The 19984-nt window shown below is 73.1% G+C and carries 22 protein-coding genes; 11 read left to right on the plus strand and 11 right to left on the minus strand.

The features are described from left to right. Window positions 1-32 precede the first annotated feature (32 nt). The 6 genes from LO762_RS21140 to LO762_RS21165 all read left to right on the plus strand — a co-directional run bounded on the left by LO762_RS21140 (window position 33) and on the right by LO762_RS21165 (window position 6138). Window positions 33-524: a MarR family winged helix-turn-helix transcriptional regulator gene (locus LO762_RS21140; protein ID WP_230617588.1), complete on the plus strand. Its 492-nt coding sequence runs from the start codon at window positions 33-35 to the stop codon at window positions 522-524. 93 nt (window positions 525-617) lie between these two features. Then, complete coding sequence (locus tag LO762_RS21145) at window positions 618-1448, plus strand: SDR family NAD(P)-dependent oxidoreductase (RefSeq protein ID WP_230617589.1); 831 nt, start codon at window positions 618-620, stop codon at window positions 1446-1448. A gap of 243 nt (window positions 1449-1691) precedes the next feature. Further along, window positions 1692-2975 carry a metallophosphoesterase gene (locus tag LO762_RS21150; RefSeq protein WP_230617590.1) on the plus strand — a complete coding sequence of 428 codons (1284 nt, stop codon included), beginning with the start codon at window positions 1692-1694 and terminating at the stop codon, window positions 2973-2975. Between the two features lie 287 nt (window positions 2976-3262). Next, window positions 3263-3442 carry a hypothetical protein gene (locus LO762_RS21155; protein ID WP_230617591.1) on the plus strand — a complete coding sequence of 60 codons (180 nt, stop codon included), beginning with the start codon at window positions 3263-3265 and terminating at the stop codon, window positions 3440-3442. Window positions 3443-3659: 217 nt separating this feature from the next. Then, window positions 3660-4178 carry a DUF6790 family protein gene (locus LO762_RS21160; RefSeq protein ID WP_230617592.1) on the plus strand — a complete coding sequence of 173 codons (519 nt, stop codon included), beginning with the start codon at window positions 3660-3662 and terminating at the stop codon, window positions 4176-4178. A gap of 331 nt (window positions 4179-4509) precedes the next feature. Beyond that, window positions 4510-6138 (plus strand): GMC family oxidoreductase, encoded by a 1629-nt coding sequence (locus LO762_RS21165; RefSeq protein ID WP_230617593.1) that lies wholly within the window; start codon window positions 4510-4512, stop codon window positions 6136-6138. Between the two features lie 3 nt (window positions 6139-6141). Here the strand turns inward: LO762_RS21165 and LO762_RS21170 are convergent, their stop codons facing one another. Both LO762_RS21170 and LO762_RS21175 read right to left on the minus strand, forming a co-directional pair. Then, on the minus strand, window positions 6142-6912 hold the full coding sequence (locus LO762_RS21170) for a DUF3152 domain-containing protein (RefSeq protein ID WP_230617594.1): 771 nt from the start codon (window positions 6910-6912) through the stop codon (window positions 6142-6144). Beyond that, entirely contained in the window at window positions 6909-8369 is a 1461-nt protein-coding gene (locus LO762_RS21175) for an MFS transporter (protein WP_230617595.1), read from the minus strand. The genes LO762_RS21170 and LO762_RS21175 overlap by 4 nt, the downstream gene beginning before the upstream one ends. A 533-nt stretch (window positions 8370-8902) precedes the next feature. On the opposite strand from LO762_RS21175, the gene LO762_RS21180 reads away from it, so the two are divergent. Further along, window positions 8903-9490, plus strand: a complete 588-nt coding sequence (locus tag LO762_RS21180) for a TMEM165/GDT1 family protein (RefSeq protein ID WP_230617596.1) — start codon at window positions 8903-8905, stop codon at window positions 9488-9490. A 50-nt stretch (window positions 9491-9540) separates the two neighbouring features. On the opposite strand, the gene map is transcribed toward LO762_RS21180, so the two are convergent. Then, complete coding sequence (map, locus tag LO762_RS21185; protein ID WP_230617597.1) at window positions 9541-10308, minus strand: type I methionyl aminopeptidase; 768 nt, start codon at window positions 10306-10308, stop codon at window positions 9541-9543. A gap of 52 nt (window positions 10309-10360) precedes the next feature. Between map and LO762_RS21190 the strand changes: the two genes are divergently transcribed. Further along, window positions 10361-10630 carry a helix-turn-helix domain-containing protein gene (locus LO762_RS21190; protein ID WP_230617598.1) on the plus strand — a complete coding sequence of 90 codons (270 nt, stop codon included), beginning with the start codon at window positions 10361-10363 and terminating at the stop codon, window positions 10628-10630. A gap of 85 nt (window positions 10631-10715) precedes the next feature. Continuing rightward, window positions 10716-13100, plus strand: a complete 2385-nt coding sequence (locus LO762_RS21195; RefSeq protein WP_230617599.1) for an FdhF/YdeP family oxidoreductase — start codon at window positions 10716-10718, stop codon at window positions 13098-13100. A gap of 14 nt (window positions 13101-13114) precedes the next feature. On the opposite strand, the gene LO762_RS21200 is transcribed toward LO762_RS21195, so the two are convergent. The 8 genes from LO762_RS21200 to LO762_RS21235 all read right to left on the minus strand — a co-directional run bounded on the left by LO762_RS21200 (window position 13115) and on the right by LO762_RS21235 (window position 17879). Next, window positions 13115-14137: an ABC transporter permease subunit gene (locus tag LO762_RS21200; protein ID WP_230617600.1), complete on the minus strand. Its 1023-nt coding sequence runs from the start codon at window positions 14135-14137 to the stop codon at window positions 13115-13117. Continuing rightward, window positions 14134-15027, minus strand: a complete 894-nt coding sequence (locus LO762_RS21205; protein ID WP_230617601.1) for an ABC transporter ATP-binding protein — start codon at window positions 15025-15027, stop codon at window positions 14134-14136. The genes LO762_RS21200 and LO762_RS21205 overlap by 4 nt, the downstream gene beginning before the upstream one ends. Further along, window positions 15024-15416, minus strand: a complete 393-nt coding sequence (locus tag LO762_RS21210) for a GntR family transcriptional regulator (protein WP_230617602.1) — start codon at window positions 15414-15416, stop codon at window positions 15024-15026. The genes LO762_RS21205 and LO762_RS21210 overlap by 4 nt, the downstream gene beginning before the upstream one ends. An 80-nt stretch (window positions 15417-15496) precedes the next feature. Further along, window positions 15497-15916 (minus strand): DoxX family membrane protein, encoded by a 420-nt coding sequence (locus LO762_RS21215; RefSeq protein ID WP_230617603.1) that lies wholly within the window; start codon window positions 15914-15916, stop codon window positions 15497-15499. 230 nt (window positions 15917-16146) lie between these two features. Beyond that, a complete protein-coding gene (locus LO762_RS21220) occupies window positions 16147-16779 on the minus strand; it encodes an HAD-IA family hydrolase (protein ID WP_230617604.1) in 633 nt (210 codons plus the stop codon). 233 nt (window positions 16780-17012) lie between these two features. Continuing rightward, window positions 17013-17177: a hypothetical protein gene (locus LO762_RS21225; RefSeq protein WP_230617605.1), complete on the minus strand. Its 165-nt coding sequence runs from the start codon at window positions 17175-17177 to the stop codon at window positions 17013-17015. 19 nt (window positions 17178-17196) lie between these two features. Next, complete coding sequence (locus LO762_RS21230; protein WP_230617606.1) at window positions 17197-17601, minus strand: DUF2795 domain-containing protein; 405 nt, start codon at window positions 17599-17601, stop codon at window positions 17197-17199. A gap of 2 nt (window positions 17602-17603) precedes the next feature. Beyond that, entirely contained in the window at window positions 17604-17879 is a 276-nt protein-coding gene (locus LO762_RS21235; protein ID WP_230617607.1) for a hypothetical protein, read from the minus strand. A gap of 213 nt (window positions 17880-18092) precedes the next feature. Here LO762_RS21235 and LO762_RS21240 point away from each other — a divergent pair, with 213 nt between their 5' ends. Together LO762_RS21240 and LO762_RS21245 are read left to right on the plus strand one after the other, a co-directional pair. After that, window positions 18093-18749: a hypothetical protein gene (locus LO762_RS21240; RefSeq protein WP_230617608.1), complete on the plus strand. Its 657-nt coding sequence runs from the start codon at window positions 18093-18095 to the stop codon at window positions 18747-18749. A 199-nt stretch (window positions 18750-18948) separates the two neighbouring features. After that, window positions 18949-19980: a glycosyl hydrolase family 18 protein gene (locus LO762_RS21245; RefSeq protein ID WP_230617609.1), complete on the plus strand. Its 1032-nt coding sequence runs from the start codon at window positions 18949-18951 to the stop codon at window positions 19978-19980. Window positions 19981-19984 lie beyond the last annotated feature (4 nt).

Below are 19984 nucleotides of genomic sequence, written 5' to 3' on the forward strand. Positions count from 1 at the left end.
TAGGGGAGAGGCGGTCGGCTTAGCATGGGGAGATGGAGTCGGGTGCGGGTGGGGTGCGGGACGCGGATGGTCGTGCGTTGGGGCGGATCGAGCTCGCGGTTTCGGCGGTGGGTCGGTGGAGCGAGAGCAGGCATGTCCGGGCGGAGGTGGCGCGGCGGGCGGGGTGCGATCTGCAGCCGAGTGAGTTGCGGCTGCTTGAGCACTTCGCGCTGGTGGCGCCGATGCGGATCTCGGACATCGCCGACTGCATGGGGATCGACATCTCGACGGCCTCGCTCCAGTTGCGGCGGCTCCGGAGCGAAAGGCTCGTGGAGCGGATCAGGGACGAGTCCGACCTGCGGGTGACGCTGATCGCCATCACGGAGGCGGGACGCGACGTCGTCGCGCGGGTCCGTGCGGCGCGGCGGGCGCTGCTGGCGGAGGTCTTCGCCGGGACGGACGCGGCGGAGCTCGACCGGGCCGCGGAGGTGCTGCTGCGGGTCCAGGCGCACATGCTCGCGGGAGCCGCCGCCCCGCACGTCTGAATCCAAGGACGGCCGCGTCATCGATCCGGCTTGTGCCAACCTCCGGTCATATGCTTTGATCAATCAAAGTAAATCGACAGACGGGGGACGCTCATGAAGACGGCTGTGATCACCGGTGGCACCGACGGCATCGGCAGGGGCCTCGCCGACGCCTACCTGGGCAAGGGGTACGAGGTTCTGATCGTCGGAAGGAACACGGACAAGGGGAAGCGCTTCCTGGACGAGGCCGCCAGAGCGGGTGCGGGCTCCAGGGCGCACTTCCGAGAGGCCGACCTGGGCCTCGTCACCGAGAACGAGAAGCTGATCGAGGAGATCGCCACGGCGTTCCCCGCCGTCGATCTGCTGGTGCTCGGCGCCCGGTACCACCGGTCCGCCTGGACGCCCACCGCCGAAGGGTACGAGAGCACGTTCGCGCTGTTCTACCTCAGCCGGTTCCTGCTCAGCCACGGCCTCGCCGACCGGCTTGAGCGCGCCGAGCACCCCGTCGTCCTGAACTTCGGCGCCTCGGGCCAGGCCGGCCCCGTGCGGTGGGAAGACCCGCAACTCGTGCGCGGCTACCACGGGGTCGGTGCGATGGGGCACTGCGGCCGGCTCAACGACCTGCTCGCCGTCAGCTTCACGGACCTGCGCCCGGACAGCGAGATCCGCTACGTGGTGAACCACCCGGGCGTGGTGGCGACCAGCTTCGCGGGGGAGTACGACCCGATGACGGCCGCGCACGTCGCGGAGATGAGGGCGACGGCCAAGCCGGTGGCGCGGAGCGTCGCCCAGATCCTCCCGTACCTGGAGCCGTCGCGCGCGAACGGGAGGCTGACCGCCGTCCTGGAGGGCCGCCGCGTACCCGTTGACACCGGGCTCTTCGACAGCGCGGAAGCCGCCCGCCTCCACCGCATGACCGAGGCGCTCCTCGGACGACACGCCTAACGAACTTACTTTGTAAAGGCGCTGGGCCGGAGCTGTCGCTCCGGCATGGACACGCCACACAAAGGACTAAAGGCTCAATAACCAGGAGAATCGATACTGTTTGTGGTGCTATGCAAGCTGTCGGTGTTCGGTCCTGGTTCGCGGACCGGAGTGGGGTGCGGGATACTGCGGGTGGCTTGGGGGAATCGGGTGTGCTCCGTCCTCGCGTAGCCGTGTGTCGGATCGGGAGGGGGCGGCTGGGCCGTGGTCGTGGTGTTCGTGCTGGTGGGTGTGTTGTTCCTCAGTGTCTTCGCGTGTCTGCACTGGTACGTGTGGCGGCGGACGGTGCGGGAGACCACGGTGCCCGGTTCGGCTTGGCGCAGGGCGGGCACCGTCCTGTTCGCGGCCGGTCCCGTGCTGATGGTGGGGGCGTTCGTCGGCGGACGGGTTGGCTTGCCGTTCTGGCTGGTCCAGGTCCTGGCATGGCCCGGCTACCTGTGGGTCGCGATCGCGCTGTACCTGCTGCTGGCCGTCGTGGCCGGAGAGGCCGTGCGGCCGCTGCTGCGCCGCTGGCTCGCGCGGCGGGACGCGCTCGCCGTGACCGGGGCCGAACGGCCCGCGTCATCCGAGTCGACGGTCGTGGCGGAAGGCTCCGGTGAGCGCGCGGGCGGCATCGCGGTCGAGACGCCGCCGGTCGAGGCGCAGGACAGCGGACCGGAGGACCCGGCGCGACGTCTGTTCGTGGCACGGCTCGTGGCCGGGACGGCGGGCGCCATCGCCGTCGGGACGGTCGGATACGGCACCTACGGTGTGCTGCGGGGGCCGCGCGTGCAGCGCGTGCGGGTGCCGCTGGCGAAGCTGCCGCGGTCGGCGCACGGATTCCGGATCGCGGTGGTCAGCGACGTGCACCTCGGCCCGATCCTGGGCCGCGGGTTCGCGGAGAAGGTCGTCGCGACGGTCAACGGGACCCGGCCCGACCTCATCGCGGTGGTCGGCGACCTGGTCGACGGGACCGTGGCGGAACTCGCGTCGGCCGCCGCGCCGCTCGCGGGCCTGCGGGCACGGCACGGCGCGTTCTTCGTGACGGGCAACCACGAGTACTTCTCCGGCGCCGATGAATGGACCGGCCACGTCCAGGAACTCGGCCTGAGACTGCTGGCGAACACGCGGGTGGAACTGCCCGGATTCGACCTGGCCGGAGTGAACGACGTCGCCGGCGAAGGGTACGAGGACGGCCCGGACCTCACGGCCGCCCTCGCCGACCGTGACCCGGCGCGCGCCTCGGTGCTGATGGCGCACCAGCCCGTCCTGGTGCACGAGGCCGTCAAGCACGGCGTCGACCTACAGCTGTCGGGGCACACCCACGGCGGCCAGCTGTGGCCCATGACGGCGGTCGCCGAGCTGGCGAACCCGACACTGGCCGGACTCGAACGATTCGGCGACACCCAGCTGTACGTGACACGCGGCGCGGGCGCCTGGGGCCCGCCGACCCGCGTGGGCGCCCCGTCGGACGTGACCGTCGTAGAACTCGTGTCCCTCCAGGCGTAAGACAACCGGGACAGCCCGGCACGACGTAGCTCCGGACGTTCAACCAGGGCCGGACGCCCTCCAACCGGACGACACCGGGGGCGGGCGCTCGTAGATCGTCCCCGGTGGTTGACGCAGGTTGGACGACAGCTGTGCGGACGTCAGTGGCGATAGCGGGGTTTGGCCCTGCTCGGGGAACGCCGGGGCTCGTAGATCGTCCCCCGTGGGCAACGGTGCAGGTTTGACGACATCGGGGCGACGTTGACGGGATACAACGCGAGTGGCCCCCCCGGCCGGACAACGCCCGTGTGCTCCCCATCGGTCTCGCCCCTGCCTCGCGAGCCGGTGAAGACGTCAGGCAGGCGGTTCTCGCGGTGCTGGGCAGGTTCCTGCTGGCGCTCGCTGTCGTGGTGTACGTGGGCCGTGGACTCCTTTGGCTCGGTGTTATGGAATGGGTGTCGGGCGTGGTGGTCGAGTGGGCGGCGTGATGTTGTTGGGCGTGCGCTCTGGTGTTTGGTCCCCGTCCTGGGATGGGGCGTGGTGTCTGGTGGGGGTTTGTGGTCTGGTGGGCGGGGGCTTCTTGGCCCGGGGCTCAGGTGGGTTGTGCTGGCGGGTTGAGTTGAGAGGGTGGCCTGGTTGGTTGGGGGGTGGGGCGCGAGTAGTAAGGTTGTGATCACTGTCTGTGGGGATGTCGGGGGGGCTCTGATGCAGGTGGCGGTTGTTGTTGTCGCGCTGGTGGGCGCGGTGTTGCACTGGTTGCGGAAGCGTCGGCACGTGACGGGGCCCGCGGAGGGGGTGGACACGTTCCTGGTGTGGTGGCTGGCGGTGGCCGTCGGGGTCGGGGGGCTTCTGGGGGCGGGGGCGCATCTGTTCGACGGGCCGGCGACGGCGGAGTTGATCGGGTACACGCGGGGCGACGGCGGGTTCCAGTTCGAGAACGCGATGGGCGACCTGGCGATCGGTGTGGCGGGCGTGCTGTGCGTGTGGTTCCGGGGGCACTTCTGGCTCGCGGTGGTCATCATCATGTCGATCCAGTACCTGGGGGACGCGGGCGGCCACCTCTACTACTGGCTCGCGGAGGGCAACACCAGGCCGGGCAACATCGGGCCGCCGCTGTGGCTGGACTTCATCGAGCCGATCGTCGCGTGGGCGCTGTACGCGGTGTCGAGGGCACGCGGCGGTGACGCGTTGCAGCCGGGGTCGCGCTCCCGCGTCTCCCTGTGACTTCGGTCTCAGGACCCGTCGGCACAGTCCCGGCTGCCCGGGCGCTCTCGGCTGTCTTCGCGGCTGGCGGCTGGCTCCGCGACAGACCATCCGTGGCCGGGCAGACGGATGGCGCGGAGGAGTATCCGAGCGTCTACCTGCTCGGCGGACGCCCGCGCTGAGTCCGCGCGCGAGGGTCGAGGCGTCGGGAGGGGGTTGCCGGGGCTTGAAGGGCGCGGCGTGAGGGCGTCGGCGAAGCCGGGTGTGGCGGATGGGTGTGTGGGCGGGGGAAGGCTGCCGAAGTGGGGGGATGTGCTGGAATTCCCGGTGGGCCGGGTGGTTCTGCGCTAGCGTGACGCCGTCGTCACGGATCGAAGGGCGGGCCCGGATGTTCGACTATGTGGTGGTGGGTGCGGGGTCGGCGGGAAGCGTGCTGGCGGCACGGCTGTCGGAGGATCCGCGGGTGAGTGTGCTGCTGGTGGAGGCCGGCGGCTCGGACCGCAATCCGATGTTCCACATCCCCAAGGGGTTCGGGTTGGCGATGGTCGACCCGAAGGCGTCGTGGATGTACCCGACCGTGCCGTTCGGGCCGCGCGGCGCGCACGAGATCTGGCCCCGGGGCCGGGTGCTGGGCGGGTCGAGCGCGATCAACGGGATGGTCTACAACCGGGGGCAGCGGGCCGACTGGGACGCGCTCGTGGAGCTCGGCAATCCCGAGTGGGGGTGGGACACGATACTTCCGGTGTTCCGCAGGTTGGAGCACCACGCGCTGGGCGCGTCCGACACGCGTGGGTCGGGCGGGCCGCTGCGGGTGGCGGGGCCGGCCGAGCCCGAGCCGCTGTGTGAGGAGATGATCGCGGCGGGCGCGGCGCTCGGCCTGAAGGTGACCGACGACCCGAACGAGTTCGACGACGAGCGGATCGGTTACACGATCGCGACGATCTGGAAGGGCCGCCGGGTGAGCGCGGCGCGGGCGTTCCTGCGTCCGGCGGCGGGCCGGGCGAACCTGAAGGTCGTGACGGGCCAGACGGCGACGCGGCTGCTGCTGGAGGGTGAGCGCGCGGTCGGTGTTGAGGTGCGGGACCGGTCGGGTGTGCTGCATGAGGTGCGGGCACGTCGTGAGGTGCTGCTGTGCTTGGGCAGCCTGAACACGCCGCGGCTTTTGCAGCAGTCGGGGATCGGCCCGGCGGACGTGCTGGGCGAGGCGGGTGTGCCGGTGCGGGTGGAGCGGGAGCTGGTGGGCGCGGGCCTGCGGGAGCACCGCTGTCTCGTCGCGAAGTACCGGCTGCGGGACAACCTCGGCTACAACCGGCACCTGTCGACGCCGTTGCGGCAGGCGGTGACGGGCGTGAAGTACCTGGCGACGCGCCGCGGTCCGCTGGCGACGCCGGCCTATGACGTGATCGCGTTCGTGAAGTCGGATCCGTCGTTGGACCGTCCCGACGGGCAGTTGCTGCTCGGCCCGATGTCGCCGGGGACGTTCGAGGCGGGTGAGAAGGTCGCGGTGGAGCGTGAGCCGGGGCTGAGCTGTGTCGGTGTGGTGCTGCGGCCGGAGGCGACGGGCCGGATCGCGATCACCGGCGCGGATCCGGAGTCGCCGTTGCTGGTCGACCCGAACTACTTCGGTGACGCGCGGGACCGGGCGACGGGCGCCGCGCTGTTCCGGCGGATGCGTGAGCTGTTCGAGGCCGAGCCGATCGCGTCGCGGATCGCGCACGAGACGCTGCCGGGCGCGGACGTGCGGTCCGAGGAGGAGATCATCGAGGCGTCGCTGGACCGGGGCTACTGCGGTTACCACGCGGTCGGGACGTGCGCGATGGGTCCGCAGGAGGAAGCGGTGGTGGATCCGCTGCTGCGGTTGCGCGGGGTGGAGGGCGCGCGGGTCGTGGACTGTTCGGTGCTGCCGACGATGGTCGCGGGCAACCTGAACGGGCCGATCATGGCGTTGGCGTGGCACGCCGCTGACGTGATCAAGGGGTAGGGGTCACAGGTCCCGGTCGGGGTGCGGCCAGGGGCCGGGGCGGCAGCCGAACAGCGACTTGGTCTGCTGCACCATGACGGGCGCGCGCCTGCCGGGGCCGGGGCAGGCGGCGTGCCCGTGGCCGAGGCCGTGCCCGACCTCGTGGTTGATGAGGTACTCGCGGTAGGTGGCGACGTCGGCGCGGTAGGACGGGGCGCCGGTCGCCCACCGGTCGGCGTTGATGACGGCGCGGCCGTTCTGGAAGCACGACAGGCGCAGGCCGACGTCGAGTGGGCGGCAGCGTCTGCGGGTCTCGGCTGGGCTGGTCAGCGACACCTGTAGCCGGGCTGGCCCGGAGGGGACGCGTTCGAAGCGGGCCCAGCCGCGCGGGTCGTTGAGGATGGTGTGGACGGCGGCGGCGAACTCGGCGGGACCGTAGGGCAGGCCGTCCTCGACCTCCACCGTGTACCGGATGAGGGATCCGGTGCCGCCGCGCGCCTTGGCCGTGCCGGGCGCGGTGCGGTAGCGGCCCGAGGCGCGGCGGGGGATCGGGAGAGGCGTGGGTTGGACCCTGCCGTTGACGACGCGCGGTACGTCCGCGCTGTCCTGGGTGGGGGAGGGGGCGGGGCTTGACGGGCTGGGCGCGGCGGGGCTGGCGGCGGTCGGGGGAGGGGTGGTCGGGCCGGGTGCGAGCGCGACGGCGGCGGCGGTGAGGGTGGCGGCGAGGGCCAGGGCGGTGAGGGCCGGGAGCCGCGGGGCGCGCACGAAGGGTCGGGTCTCTCTATCGACGATCACGGAGCGTCAATGATCTTACCTGTGTGCGTGGGTGCGTCGGGCGTGGTTCCGGCGGTTCCCGGTGCGGGTACGGCCGCTGGGACGGTCGGGGTCGCCGCGTCGGACGGCATGGCTTGAAGGTCCGGGGCTGCCGCGTCGGTGGGGGTCGGGGTGCGGCGGGGGATGGCCAGGACGGTCGCGGCGGCGGCAGCGGCGATGACGGCGGCGACGACGAGCACGGTGCGCAGGCCGTCGAGGGACGGGGCGGTGGTGGTGCCGAGGGGGATGGTCATGTGGGCGAGGATGACGCCGACGACGGCCGAGCAGGTGGAGGTGCCGAGGGCGCGGGCCAGGGAGTTGAGGCCGTTGGCGGCGGCGGTCTCGGAGACGGGGACGGCGGCCATGATGAGGGCGGGCATCGCGGCGAACGCGAATCCGACGCCGACGCTGACGGTGAGGGAGAACAGCAGCACGCCCCACACCCAGGACATGAGGCCGAGCGCCAGCAGGTAGCCGCCGCAGATGACGAGCGCGCCGGTGAGGAGGGAGGCGCGGGCGCCGTGCCGTCCGGACAGGCGGGCGGCGAGCGGGGCGACGAGCATCATGCCGAGGCCGCCGGGCGCCATCCACAGGCCCGCTTGGGTCATGGACAGGCCGAGTCCGTAGCCCGTCGCCTCCGGCTGTTGGAGGAGCTGTGGGGTGACGAGGGACATGCCGTACATGGTGAAGCCGATGAGGATCGACGCGATGTTGGTGAGGAGGACCTGGCGGCGTGCGGTGGAGCGGAGGTCGACGACGGGGGAGGGGATGCGTAGTTCCCACCAGCCCCACACGGTGAGGATGAGGGCGGCGGAGGCGAAGAGGGTGAGGGTGAGCGGAGCGGTCCATCCCCAGTCGCCGCCCTTGGAGATGGCGAGGAGGAGGGGGAGGAGTCCGGCGACGAGGCCGGTCGCTCCGATTCCGTCGAAGCCGCCGCCGGCCCGGACGGGCGATTCGGGTACGACGAGGAACACCAGGACGGTGACGAGGGCGCCGGCGGCGGCCGCGACCCAGAAGAGGACCTGCCAGCCGGTGTGTTCGGCGAGGAAGGAGGAGACGGGCAGGCCGAGGGCGCCGCCGACGCCGAGGGACGAGCTCATGAGCGCCATCGACGTGCCGAGCCGTTCGGGCGGCAGCACGTCCCGCATGACGGAGATCCCGAGGCCGATGACGGGCAGGCCGAGCCCTTGGAGGGTGCGGCCGACGATGACGGGGCCGAGTGTTCCGCCGACGGCGCAGACGACCGATCCGGTGGTCAGCAGGAGGGTGCAGACGAGCAGGAGGCGGCGTTTGCCGTACAGGTCGCCGAGGCGTCCGGCGACGGGGGTGGCGACGGCGCCCGCGAGGAGCGTCGCGGTGATCGCCCAGGAGGCGTTGGCGGGGGTGGTGTCGAGGATCACGGACAGTTCGGGGATGAGCGGGACGATCAGGGTCTGCATGAGGGAGACCGTGATCCCCGCGCCGGACAGGACGGCGACGACGGTCCGGGCCTGGGAGGGGGTGCTTTGTGACTCGCGGCTTGGGCGGGAGCGCCGACCCCCGGTTTGTGTCCGATGCGGTTCGGGGGCGCTCTTAGGAGCCCGGCTTCGTCGGGGAGCGCCGCCGAACCGGGGGCGCGCGGCGGGAGGTCTCAAGGTCGCTCCACGAGTGGGGGGATCGCGGACCGCGCCATCATAGGCATGGAGTGGATCTTCGTTGGGGGTCGGGCCGAGGGGATGCGGGAGGCGTGTGGGGGCGCGTACACTGGGCGGCGCGAAGGGGAGTAGTCCCGCGATACCGGTACGTCGACATACTGGCCGCAGTAGCGGCCCGGCGGCCGGGCCGTGTCGTGAGGCGCGGTGGACGAGACCTTCGGCAAGGCATGACGGCGCCCGCCGTTCGGCGGGTGCTCCAGTTGTGCCGGGCCGAACGGTGTCGTCCCGCTCCAGGCGGGTTCCGCCAGGTCCGGTACCGGCGGAAAGACGCGGCACCTGTGTCCTTCGATCTCCTGGCGGTGTTCACCGCCTTCGGCCTGATCTTCCTGGCCGAGCTCCCCGACAAGACGATGTTCGCGTCCCTGGCGATGGGCACGCGGATGCGGCCGCTGTACGTGTGGTTGGGCACCTCGACGGCGTTCGCGGTGCATGTGGTGCTCGCGGTCGGCGCGGGCGGCCTGCTGGGGTTGCTGCCCGACATGGTGGTGAAGCTGGTGTCGGCGGCGCTGTTCGGGCTCGGCGCGTTCCTGCTGCTGCGCGGCGGTGACGGCGACGACGCGGACGAGGCGGGGGGCGGTGGCGGGATCGTCACCGGGTTCTGGCCGGTGTACACGACGGCGTTCATGGCGGTGTTCGTGAGCGAGTGGGGCGATCTCACCCAGATCACGACGGCGAACCTGGCGGCGACGAACGGGCCGCTGCCGACCGCGGTCGGGTCGGCGGCGGCGTTGATGACGGTGTCGGCGCTGGCGTTGCTGGTGGGCCGGTTCATCGCCAAGCGGGTGCCGTTGCGGACGGTCCAGCGGATCGGCGGGGTGTGCATGGCGGCCCTGGCGGCGTGGTCGCTGATCGAGGCGTTCGCCTGACCGAGCCGATCTGAGCCGGGCCGGGCCGGGCCGATCCGGGCCGGGTGGCGTCAGGGCAGGGTGAGGACGCGCGGGCCTTCGGGGGTGATCGCGATGGTGTGCTCGATGTGGGCGGCCCGTGATCCGTCGGTGGTGCGCAGGGTCCACCCGTCGGGGTCGGTGCGGTAGGCGTCGGACCCGCCGGACAGGAGCATCGGTTCGATGGCGAGGGTGAGGCCCGGCTTGAGGGGGAAGCCTCGGCCGGGCCTGCCACGGTTGGGGACGTGCGGGTCCTCGTGCATGCCGCGGCCGATGCCGTGGCCGCCGAAGTCGCGGGGCATGCCGCATCCGGCGTCGGCGGCGACCGCGCCGACCGCCGCGGAGATGTCGCCGATCCTCGCGCCCACCCGCGCGGCCTCGATGCCGGCGTCCAGGGCCCGGCGGGTGGCGGCGATGAGGGCGAGGTCGGCGGGGCGCGGGGTGCCGACGGTGAAGCTGATGGCGGCGTCGCCGGTCCAGCCGTCGAGGTGGGCGCCGCAGTCGATGCTGACGAGGTCGCCGTCGCGCAGCCGGTAGGCGGTGGGGACGCCGTGGACGATGGCGTCGTTGACGGACGCGCAGATGACGGCGGGGAAGGGTACGGGCGCGAACGAGGGGCGGTAGCCGAGGAACGGCGAGGTGGCCCCGGCGGCGGCGAGGACGGCGCGTGCCGTCTCGTCGAGGTCGAGGAGGGTGACGCCGACGTCGGCGGCCTCCTGGACGGCGGCGAGGGCGCGGCCGACGACGCGTCCGGCCTCCCGCATGCCCTCGAGTGCCTTGTCGTCCTTGAGTTCGACCATGGTGCCGTGCCTTCCGTGACCCAATACTTATACCGGTATTAGTATCACGGCCATGGTACGTCCTCCGCTGACCCCGCAAGAGCGCCTGCGCGGCGAGCTCCTCGGTGAGCTGCTGCGCCGCGCCCGCGGCACCCGGCCCATGACCGAGATCGCCGCGCGGGCCGGGCTGTCGCCCGAGACGCTGCGCAAGATCGAGACGGGCCGGGCGCCGACCCCGGCGTTCTTCACCGTCGCGGCGCTGGCCTCCGCGCTCGGCCTGTCCCTGGACGAGATGGCGCGGGCCGCGGCGCCCCGGGAGGACGATCCACGGCTCACCGCCTGACCTGTTCGTGGCGGTTTGCGGGTTTTGCTGAAACCTTGGGGCGGGCCGGGCGTACCCGGGCCGCGTCCCGGTGAGGACCTTCGGCATGACCAAGGACAACCCGGACGCGCGCGACGACTTCGGTGTCGGCACCCCCGGACGGCGCAACCCCGGCCGCGGCCCGGCCCCCGACGGCGGCTACACCTTCCGGCCCGACACCCACCCGACCGCCGGATGGGGCGCCGCCCGCAGCGTCGCCGAGGTACTGTGGCGCACCCGCGAGCCGTTCGCCGGGACCGGCGCGATCCTCAGGATGAACCACGAGGACGGCGGGTTCGACTGCCCCGGCTGCGCCTGGCCCGACGACCAGCACGGGCTGCGCCTGGACATCTGCGAGAACGGCGTCAAACACGCCACCTGGGAGATGACCCACGACCGCGCCGACCGGGCGTTCTTCGCCGCGCACACCGTCACCGAACTGCGCACGTGGAACGACCACGACCTGGAGGCCGCGGGCCGTCTCACCGAACCGCTCACCTACGATCCTGACAGTGACAAGTACGTGCCGATCGGCTGGCGCGACGCGTTCGCGCTCGTCGGCGACACCCTGCGCGGCCTGGACTCCCCCGACCACGCCGCGTTCTACACCTCGGGCCGGCTGTCGAACGAGGCGTCGTTCCTGTACCAGCTGTGGGCGCGGGAGTTCGGCACCAACAACCTGCCGGACTGCTCGAACATGTGCCACGAGGCGAGCGGGAGGGCGCTGCGCGCCTCGCTCGGCACCAACAAGGGCACCGTCGACCTCGACGACTTCGACCGCGCCGACGCGATCTTCGTGATCGGCTCGAACGCCGCGTCCAACGCGCCGCGCATGCTCACCGCGCTCGCCAAGGCCTACCGGCGCGGCGCGCAGATCGTGCACGTGAACCCGATGGTCGAGGCGGCGAGCCGCCGCACGATCGTGCCGCACGAGCTGCTGTCGATGGCGACGTTCCACGCGACGCCGACCGGCACGATGTCGGTCCAGCCGCGGATCGCGGGCGACATGGCGTTCCTGCGCGGCATGGCCAAGGCGCTCCTGGAGACGGCCGACACCGATCCGGAGGCGCTCGACGGCGAGTTCCTGGCGCGGCACACCACCGGGTTCGCCGCCTACCGGTCGCTGGTGGAGGCGACGCCGTGGCCGCTGCTCGTGGACGAGTCGGGCGTGCCGGAGGCGGTGATCCGCGCCGCCGCCGGGGTGTACCGCAGGGCGCGGCGCACGATCATGTGCTGGTGCCTGGGCGTCACCCAGCAGGAGCACGGCGTCGACACGATCCGGGAGATCGCCAACGTGCTGCTGCTGCGCGGCAACATCGGCACGGAGGGGGCGGGTGTCTGCCCGATCCGCGGGCACAGCAACGTCCAGGGGAACCGGACGTGCGGGATCGACCACAACCCCGGCGCCGAGTTCCTGGACCGGCTCGCCGCCGCCTGCCGGATCGACCCGCCGCGCACGCCCGGCCTGGACGTGGTGCGGACCCTCCAGGCGATGCGCGACGGCGCGGTGCGGGTGTTCGTGGCGCTGGGCGGGAACTTCGCGCTGGCCGTGCCGGACACCGCCCGCACCGCCGCGGCGCTGCGCGGCCTCGACCTGACGGTGCAGGTCAGCACGAAGCTGAACCGCAGCCACCTGGAGCACGGGCGGCGGGCGCTGATCCTGCCGTGCCTGGGCCGCACCGAGCTGGACCGGCGCCGCGCCGGGGTGCAGGGCGTCACCGTCGAGGACTCCATGAGCATGGTGCACTTCTCGATCGGGCGGCGCCGCCCCGCGTCCGGGCTGCTGCTGTCGGAGCCGGCGATCCTGTGCGGGATGGCCCGCGCGACCCTGCCCGACAGCGCCACCCCGTGGGAGACCTACGCCGAGGACTACGACACGGTCCGCGCGACGATGTCGCACGTGCTGGACGGGTTCGAGGACTTCAACCGAAGGGTCCGCCGCCCGCACGGGTTCCGGATCGCGCAGCCCGCCCGCGAGCGGGTGTTCCTGACCCCGTCCGGCCGCGCCGAGTTCCACACCGCGCCGCTCACCCCGGCCGTGCCGCCCGCCGGGCACCTGGTGCTCGCGACGGTCAGGTCGCACGACCAGTGGAACACCACGATCTACACCGACAACGACAGGTACCGGGGCCTGGAGAACCTGCGGACGGTCCTGTTCATGAACCGCGCCGACATGGCCGAGCGGAGCCTCGCGCCGGGCGCCCTCATCGACATCACGTCCGTGGCGCGGGACGGCGGGCTGCGGACCGTCCACGGGTACACGGCGCTGCCGTACGACCTGCCGCGCGGCAGCGCCGTCGGCTACATGCCGGAGCTGAACGTGCTGTGCCCGGCGGGCGACTACAGCACGCAGAGCGACCAGCCGCTGATGAAACACCTGCTCGTCACGGTCGCGCCGTCCCGCGCCCCGGCACGGGACGCGCACGCGGCGGCGGGCGCGGCCGAGCCGTAGCCGGTCGCCGCGCGTCAGGACACGCGGCGGCGCAGCCACCAGAACGCGAAGCCCGCGAGGCCCGCGGTGAGCGCCGCGTACACGCCCGCCTCGGCCCACTGGAGCGGCCAGAACCGCTCGGCCGGGTGGTAGGTGAGCCGCTGCCGGAATCCCAGCTCGCCGACCCGGCCGACGCACTCGGCCGTCGGGCCCCCGGCGTCGCCCTCCGAGCACGGCCCGGACGTCAGGTACAGCGGCACCGTCGGCACGACCCGCCCGGCCGCGTCCACCGTCTCGTTCGCGAGGATCCACGCGCCCGAAGGGCCCTTCACGTCCAGCCGCACCGGGCTGTCGGGCCCCTCGGCGTAGAACGACGCGAGGTTCTCGCGGGTCACCGTGACCGTCTCCACGACCGGCGGCAGCAGGTGCGGGCGGACCAGCAGCGGCATCGCCAGCTGGACGAGCGCGAACCCGGCGAGCGTCACCGCCATCGCCGCGAGCGTCCGCCGCGCCACCATGCCCGCGACGACGCCGAGCGCGCACGCGAACGCCGCGAACGCGACGGGCACGAGGCCGCGCGCGTCGAACAGGACGGGGTCCATGCGGGGCAGGTCGGCCGCGCCCGCGGCGTCCACGGGCCGCGACCACCAGCCGACCGCGAGGCTCGCGAGCCCGGCCGCGGCCATCGCCGCCGCGCCGACCAGGGCGAGCTTCACCGCGAGCCACCGGGTCCTGGTGACGCTCTGGTTCCACACCAGCCGGTGCGTGCCCGCCTCCAGCTCCCGCGCGACGAGCGGCGCGCCCCAGAACAGGCCGATCAGGCCGGGCACCGCCAGGACGAGGACGACGAGCGTGAGGTAGCCGCCGCGGTGGTCGGCGAAGAACTCCTGGGCGAACGTCGCGCAGTCCCCGCCGCGCGCCGCGCACGCGGCGCGGCCGGACGTCCATGCGTCGGCGATACCGGGGCCCGTGACCGCGAGGGCCGCGGCGAGCGCGGCGAGCAGTCCGGCGGCGACCGCCGCGGGCAGGCGGAACTGCCGCCAGGCGAGCCAGATCATCGCCGGACCTCCAGGACGGGTCGGGCGGCGTCGCGCGCGCCCGCGCTCATGTAGGACAGGACGAGGTCCTCCAGGTCGAGGCCGCTCACCCGCCAGGCCGGGTCGAGGACGGGTTCGCGGGTGCGGACGACGAACGTGGACTGCCGGCCGGTGTGGCTGGCGGCGACGACGTGCTGGTCGGACGGCAGCCGGGCGCCGTCGCGGCGCGGCCCGGTGAGCCGGTGGTGGGTGGCCAGCAGGTCCTCCACCTCCCCGGCGACCTGGACGCGGGAGTCGACGAGCACGACGACGTAGTCGCAGGTCCGTTCCAGGTCCGACACCAGGTGGGACGACAGCAGGACGCTCATGCCGAGGTCGGCGACGGCCTCCATGAGGCCCTGGTGGAACTCGCGGCAAGCGAGCGGGTCGAGCGCGGCGACGGGCTCGTCGAGGATGAGCAGGTCGGGGCGTTTGGCGATGCCGAGGGTGAGGGCGAGCTGGGCGCGCTGCCCGCCGGACAGGCGCCCGGCCTTGGCGGACGGGTCGAGGCCGACGCGGGCGATCCGGTCGGCGGCCGTGGCGGCGTCCCAGCGCGGGTTGAGGCGGGCGCCGAGGGTGAGGTGCTCGGCGACGGTCAGGGACGCGTAGGTCGGGGTGTCCTGGGCGACGAACGCGACGCGTCCCAGGTGGGCGGGGGAGGCGGCGGGGGCGCGGCCGAGCACGCTGACCGTGCCGGTGGTGGGGGCGAGCTGCCCGGCGGCGACGCTGAGCAGCGTCGTCTTTCCGGCGCCGTTCGGGCCGACGAGGCCGACGACGTGTCCGGCGGGGACGTCGAGGTCGCAGTCGCGCAGCGCCCAGCGGCGGCCGTAGCGCCTACCGAGGCCCTCGGCCCTGAGGACGGGGGCGCTCACGCGCTCGCCTCGCGGGAGGCGGCCTGAAACGTGGCGTGGAACAGCGCTTCGATGCTCTCGTCGTCCAGGCCCGCGAGCCGGGCCTTGGCCAGCCAGCGGCGCAGCTCCTCGCGCAGCGGCCCGTGCGCGGCGAGCGAGGCGTCGGCGAGCGTCGCGGTGACGAACGTGCCGAGGCCGGGCCGGGCCGCGACCAGGCCCTCGTGCTCCAGCTCCCGGTAGGCCTTGAGGACGGTGTTGGGGTTGACGGCGAGCGTGCCGACGACCTCCTTCACCGTCGGAAGCCTGTCGCCCTCCTTGACCAGGCCGAGCCGCAGCGCGTGCCTGACCTGCCGCACGATCTGCTGGTAGGGCGGGACACCGGATCTGGTGTCCAGGTGGAACTCGATCACCCACCCACCTCCATTCATCTAGTTAACTAGCACTATAGATGAAGGGAGGATAAGCCGCCGGTAAGACGAAGCGCCCGGATTCAGGCCCTGCGGCGGCAGTCCAGGAGACCGTCGATGACGAGGCCCAGGCCGATGCCGAGCAGCCAGACGTCCTTGGAGACGGCAAGACCCTCGTCGGTCGGCCAGATGCTGCCCGGCTTGTGCATGCCGGGCGTGCGCCAGTACATGCCGAGCAGGCCAGCCGAGAAGTTCGCCAGCGCCGCCCCCGCCACCAACGACGGCACGACCGGGGTGAGCAGCGCGAGGCCCGTCGCGATCTCCGCGGCCGCCACACAGCGCAGGAACCGGGCGGGCGGGATCTGCCCGAGGAACGGGTAGGCGCTCGCCGCCATCGCGTGGATCCCGGCGGCCTGGCGGTCGTCCCCGCTCCACTTGCCGAGGCCCGTGTGCAGGATGTAGGCGCCCGCCGCGATCCGCGCGGGCGCGTGCCCCGGCCTCATGCCCCGCCCCCGCCGTGTGTGCGCTGCCTCATCGGCTCCCCCTCGCGTCGTGGATCCCTCCATGTCGCCGCATACCCGGCGCACGGTCGGCCGAGCCCAACGGGCGGGCCAACAATGCGCAGGATTCAGGGGTCGACGATCCGCCGCGACGGTCTCGAACAACTCCGCTCCGGGCGTCGGCACCGGCGTCACACCACCGCCCGAACCCGTCGCCGGGCTCCTCGCGCGGCTCACGCCGTCCTGGCGGCCCGGAACAAAGCGAGGAGGTCGGGAAGCCCGCCGGGCAGGTCGAGGTCGGCGTGCAGGCCCTTGAGGGCCGCCACGGGGCAGCCCGCGCCGCGGCCTGCGGCGACGCCGGGCGCGGCGTCCTCCACCACCAGGCAGCGCGCGGGCGGCAGGCCCAACTCCGCACAGGCCAGCAGGTACCCCTCCGGGTCGGGCTTGCCGCGGCGCACGTCCTCGACCGTCACCAGCAGCGGCGCGGTGATCCCGCACGCGCCCAGCCGGGCCTTGGCCAGCCGGACGTCCGCGCTCGTCACCACCGCCCACGGGAACCGCGCCTCCGCCAGCGCGCCGACCAGGTCGAGCGCGCCCGGCACCGGCACCACGTCGCCCAGGTCCTCGTACTGGAGGGCCATCTGGCGGGCGGCCGACACCGCGACGGCCTCGGCGTCCCACGACGGGAACAGGCCGGAGATCGTCACGTCGGACGGGCTGCCGTGCGCGACCGCGAGCACCTCGTCCAGGCGGGCGCCGTGCTCGGCCGCCCACACCTCCCACGACCGCTCCACCGCCGCGTCGGAGTCGACCAGGGTGCCGTCCATGTCGAACAGGATCGCGTCGATCAGCGCGAGGTCCACCATGCTCGTGAGTCCACGAACCCGGCCCGGGGGGCGCTCCCGACGAAGTCGGGGCCGCCAAAGCGCCCGCCGGGCCGAATGAACACAGGCCGGGGGGCGCTCCCGACGAAGTCGGGGCCGCCAAAGCGCCCGCCGGGCCCATCGAACCCAGCCCGGGGGGTGGCCGCTCCCGACGGAGTCGGGGTCGCGAAGCGGTCGGCCTCCGGGCCTATCGAACACAGCCCGGGACCGGACGGTCACACGCGGGTCTGGGGTTCGTAGCCCTCGTCCTGGCCGCCGACGCCGTCGGCGGGGGCGATGGGCGGGAACGACGGGCCCGGCGTGTGCTCCTCGGCGAAGTCGGGCTCGTCGTCGGGCGGGGGAGGGCGCTCGGCGGGCTGCTCGTCGCGGTGTTCACGCATGACGGCCTCCTCAGGGTGGTTACACGCGCCGTGCCTCGTGGCCGATGCCCAGGTCCCGCAGGATCTGCGGCAACGCGAGGTAAGCCTGGTCGGGCAGTTGCGACAGCCGGGTCAGCGCCACGTCGGGCGCGCCCGCCTTGCGGGCATGCGCGGTCAGCGTGCCGGGCGTCGCCGGGTAGCGGACGCCCGCCAGCAGCGACGCGAAAGCGCTGCGTTCCTGGACCTCCTGCGGGGTCAGGCCGGGCGGGGCGCCGCGCCGGTCGTCGAGGGTGGCGGTGGGGTCGCGGCCGGTGTCGGTGTCGATCGGCTCGGGGTCGTCCCACGGGCGCGTCCGGACCGGGCCGCCGCTGCGGGTGAGGCCCTCGGTCTCCCGCCGCATCTCGTCGTCCAGACGGAATCCGTGCTTGTTGCCGCTCTTGTCCATATTCAGCCGCCTTTGTGGTGGTCGGTCGGGGCGGAGGCGCGCGGCCTGCGGCGCGAGGCGTCGTGCTCCTCGGCCGCGCGCACCCCCGCCTCGTCGGCGCTTCCCGCGTCGGGGGAGGGTCGGGTGACGCCGGGCACCCCCGTCCCGCTCACGCCCGGCTTGTCGCGTTCGGCCGGGACCGTCCGGCCCCTGGCGTCGGCGCCCCTGGTGACGGGGGCGAAGAACCTGTCGCGTGTCACCTCCGGGGCGTCCCCAAGATTGTTGTCCTTTTTGTCCATATTGGGCCCCTACCCCGTCCGCGCCGGAACCAACACCCGACCCGCCGGGTCTTCACCTTCCCTCCCGCGACGTGCCCTGGGTCCCGCTACATCCGGTTCGCCGGTCGCGTCCAGAAATGTACGAAGATCGCCGCCGGTCGGTAGGGTGACCAAGATCAGTCGGTGAAGGCGGCGCGCCCGAAGGGCGCGACGAGACGTCCGAGGGAAGTGAGCATGCGCGTACGGATCATGTCGCTGGGGATCGCCGGAGTGGCCACGGCCGGGCTGCTGGCCGGCTGCGGCGGCGAGCCGGAGCCGGTGGCCGCCCCGCCCGTCGCCCCGCCCATCGAGGCGGTGTCCAGCACGCCCGAGCCCGCGGTGGAGCCGAGCACCCCCGCCGCCGCGCCGACGCCCGTGGCCGCCGAGCCGGGGACCGAGTTCAAGATCGGCGAGCGCGCGGTGGTGCGGGTCCGGAGCGGCGGCATGTTCGCCGTCGTCGGGATCACGGTCACCGCGATCGAGCCGGCCGACCGGGACCTGTTCGCGCAGGCGCTCGGCTCCAAGATCAAGGCCGACAAGCGGGACCCGTACAACGTCCGGTACACCATCGAGAACCTCGGCGGGATCGAGCCGTTCCGGATCCTGACGCCGCTGCTCGACATCGCCGGCCCCGACGGCGCCAGCGCCAGCGCCCCCGGCCGGCTCGTGTTCCTGCGCCCGATGCAGGGCTGCGAGCACGTCCGCCCGACCGAGTCGTCGTTCGCCCAGGTGGGCGCCACGATCGAGACCTGCCGGGTGCGGGCCGCCCCGAAGGGCACGCCGGTGACCGGGGTCAGGTACGACGACGCCGAAGGCGGCTACCTGGACAGGCCCCTCATCTGGAACAGGTGACGCCCGCCGTTTCACTCACCCTCCGCGCCCCTAGTGCCTCGTACCGTCGTCGCGCCGTGAAAAACACCTCAGATCGGTACGGATCACCGGCTTGGGGCGGGTCCCGCGCCCTCTAGGCTTTGGGCGACGCCTCCCCTGGACGCGGCGGGCGCCGACCCGCCCCCGGGAAGGCGGACCAGAGCACGGAGGAGTCACACGCATGAGGGGTGTCCACCTGGGCATCGGGGTGGCCGCGGGCGTCACGGCGGGAGTCCTGGGCGTCGGCGTCCTGGCGGCGGTCGGCGGGGAGGAGCCCCGCACCGCGCCCGTCCCCACCGCCACGGGCACGGGCACGCCGCCCGCACCGCAGGGGCCCACCCCGATCCCGCCCGCCCCCTACCTGCACCTCGGCTGGGGCCACCCCCCGGACGTCAAGGCGGTCATGGACGCCACCGGCGTCACCGCGTTCACCCTCGCGTTCGTGCTGTCCGGCGGCGGCTGCGACGTCACCTGGGACGGCCGCCGCCCCCTGGACTCCGCGCCCGACGCGGCCGCCGTCAAGGCCATCCGCGACGCCGGGGGACAGGTCCACATCTCCGTCGGCGGCTGGTCGGGACGTAAACTCGGACCCCGCTGCCGCACCGCCAGGGCGTACGCGGACGCCGTCCAGAAGGTCGTGGACGCCTACCGGCCCGACGTCCTGGACTTCGACATCGAGAACGACGACGAACTGCGCGTCGCCGCCGTCCAGGACCGCATCCTGAACGGGATGAAGCACCTCAAGACAGCCAACCCCGACCTGCGCCTGGTGATCACCACGAGCACCGGCAAGAAGGGCCTCGACAAGTGGGGCGAGCGGCTCATCGAACGCGCCGCCGAACTCCGCACCCCCGTCGACAACTACACGATCATGCCGTTCAACTTCGGCGGCAGCACCGACATGTACGCCGACACCGTCGCCGCCGCCGAGTCCTTCAAGGCGCTCCTGCAGCGCGTCCACGGCTGGGACGACGCCACCGCCTGGCGCAACGTCGGCCTGTCCGGCATGAACGGCGTCTCCGACGGCAAGGAGACCACCACCCCGCGGACCTGGACGCGCATCCGCGACTGGGCGTCCTTCCGCGGGATCGGCAGGTTCTCCTTCTGGTCGGTCAACCGCGACCGGCCCTGCGCCGGGCCCGCCGACGGCTCCTCCTGCTCCGAGACGGCCCAGGAGCCCTGGGAGTTCACCCGCATCACGGCCGGGTTCTGACCGC

Source organism: Actinocorallia sp. API 0066 (assembly GCF_020991275.1).
Taxonomy (GTDB): Bacteria; Actinomycetota; Actinomycetes; order Streptosporangiales; family Streptosporangiaceae; genus Actinocorallia.